A 2,765-nucleotide genomic window follows, 5' to 3' on the forward strand; every position below is an offset into this window, starting at 1 on the left:
TCCTACTAGGCGTGGTGGTCGATGTCGGCGTCGTCGCGACCGGCGTTGCGGACGAGGGCGGCGAATGCCTTCACGGGAAGCGGCCGTGCGTTCGAGGTCGCGGTCGGCCTTGGCCCCGTAGTGGACCGCCATCTCGTGCGCCCCGCCGAGACGGCGGCGGTTTGTTCAAAGAGGGCGGTCTGCTCGGTGGGGCGATGGTGAGCTGGTAGCTGGTTGTGTCGGCGGCCCGGGTGGAGGGGGTCGACATCGCGCCGTGTCCCAACGGCGTTCAGCCGGATCATGCAGTGCATTGTGACGGTGCCCAGCAGTCGGCTGCCGCTGCCACCGGGCAGACGCTCCTTCGACCCGCCTGTCCCACGGTGAAGCACGCAGTCCTCGTCGTGGCCAAAACCGATCAAATTGGTGTGCAGTTGGCGTGACCCTCGTGCTTGTATGACATGGACGCGGCGAGGGATGCGTGAGTTGTTCGGTGTGCCCCTGTCTGCTCAACCAAAACAGGGGGTACAACTTGAGATTGAGGAAACTGCTGTCCGCCGGGGCGGTTGCGCTGGGGCTGCTGGGCGGCTCTCTGACCACTGCGCAGGCTTCCACGGACGCCTCGTTATCCGCGACCGCACCCGGTCCATCAACCGACTCCGCTCTGCCTTGACCGGCATGTTCCCCGCGCTGGAACGGGTGCTCGTCCTGACGAGCGCCGGACCCCTCGTCCTGCTGGACAGGTACCAGACGCCGGCCACCCTCCGGCGCATCGGCACGGCGCGGCTCACCCGTTGGCTGCGCGCCCGCGGCGTCCGCAGCCCCGAGGCGCTCGCGCAGAAGGCCGTGCAGGCCGCCGAGCGGCAGCACACCGCGGTCCCGGGCGAGGCTGTGATCGCCCAGCTCGTTCGGACACTTGCCCGGGAGGTCCAGACCCTGAACGAGAAGGTCGCCGAGATCGACCGGCTCATCGAGACCCGGTTCCGGACACACGAGCTGGCCGAGGTCGTGGCCAGCATGCCCGGCATGGGACCACTGCTGGGCGCCGAGTTCCTCGCCGCGATCGGCAGCGACCTTGAGGATTTTGACGGCCCGGACCGACTCGCGGCTTTCGCCGGTCTGGCTCCGGCACCGCACGATTCCGGGAAGCGGAATGGCAACTTACACCGCCCTCGCCACTACCACCGGGGCCTCCAGCGCATCTTCTACATGTCCGCTCTGACGAGCGTCCGCTACGACCCCAACTCCCGGATCTTCTACGATCGCAAGCGCGCCGAGGGTAAACGCCATACCCAGGCCGTGATCGCCCTCGCCCGCCGCAGAGTCAACGTCCTGTGGGCCCTGATCCGCGACCGGCGCCTCTACGAGGTCGCCTCACCACAGCCCGCCGGTTAGGTTCTGCATCGGAAAACGAGGCGACGAGCCTTGCCCGTGCTCGGCAGACTGCGGGCATGTCCACCGATGTCAGCGGAATGATCGAATGCAGGCCCTTGGCCCGGATCTTCGGGGAGGACGACGAGGACGCGGTGTGGCATGCCGCCCTTGACCTCTTCCTCCTCAACACCGGCAACGCCTATGACGCCTTTGCCTGCCTCTTCGGCGTCCGCAACTCCTTCGGGTTCCGACCGCTGTCCGAGGACCGCGGCCTGCCGGAGGACGCTTCCGAGGGACTGCGAGAGACCTTCAGCGCCTGGGGTGGACCACAGGACGCGCACGGAACAACGTGGATCAGCTGGGCCGAGTTGGCAGCCGCCGACTGGGGCGCCTCAGTCCGGCACGCTCAGCCGAAGCACTGTTGCCGGGACGGGGACCCATTGGGCGCCGGTCTGGGACGTGATGAGGACGCTGGCCGAGCTGCATGGCCCGGAGCACGTCCGCCTCGTGGTCTGGTTCGACTGAGCACGGAACTGGGTTCTGCCCAATGCGCACGGACTCAGCTTGACTTCTCCATTGGGAAGCCATTGAGCGCTTCAGTTGACCTGCCTGAGCGGCGCGCTCTCACGCTTCACCTCGGGCGAGGAGAGACGGACCAGGGAACGACTCGGGTTCCAGCCTGAGATAGGCGGCCGAGGCTACGGGTGCTGCACCGCAGGTCATCGAGCGGTTGCGAGGCGTCACCGAGGTTCTCAGGTCAAGGATCCAAAAAATTCCGCCTGATCATGTGACGTTTTCTGGCGTTGGAGCGCAGTAACGAGTGAGCCGACTGGGCACCGCCATCCCCGAGATGCGGCGTCAAACCGCTGGTCCGCGCTTCGTACCCAACACGTGAGGGCACGGACGTGGCCTCGGCGGCGCGGGACGCCATCCCGCATCGGCGGCCTCACGGCCAGAGGGGAGCCGATCTTGAAACTGCTTTCCTGGTTACAAGATCGGTGGACGGAACAGGTGCGACCACACCTCTCCTCGGAGAGGGTCTGCGCGGCATGCGAAGTAATCACGCTGGCCGCGTGGGTGTGGAAGTTCTGATCCTAACGCACGTAGGCCCCAACTGAAGAATCAGCCGGGACCTACGAACATCCGATACCAGGAGCCTCACCCTGCATTCCGCGGCGGCCACCGCGGAAGGGTGGGGCTTCTGGGCAATTAGACCCACTGTCAGCGGGACATCGAACCGAAGACGAGTTGCCGCCTGACGCGTCTGACGCTGCATCTCGGCCCGTACTTGATACAGCGCCGCGCTCCCCAATCCCGTCACACCTGCGGGCAGCACTACGTCCCCCGGGGCTGCGGCCAGCCGAGATGCTCAGACGGGCCAACTGAAGGGCTCAGTCACACCCGGACCAGTTGGT

The 2,765-nt window shown here is 66.4% G+C and carries 1 pseudogene; it reads left to right on the plus strand.

Annotated elements, in window-relative coordinates:
* Positions 1–600 precede the first annotated feature (600 nt).
* Positions 601–1,371 (plus strand): annotated as a pseudogene (locus tag ACFY1J_RS46025) (IS110 family transposase); the annotation flags it as partial.
* Positions 1,372–2,765: the final 1,394 nt, after the last annotated feature.

The sequence above is a fragment of the Streptomyces sp. NPDC001406 genome (assembly GCF_042895285.1).
Lineage (GTDB): Bacteria > Actinomycetota > Actinomycetes > Streptomycetales > Streptomycetaceae > Streptomyces.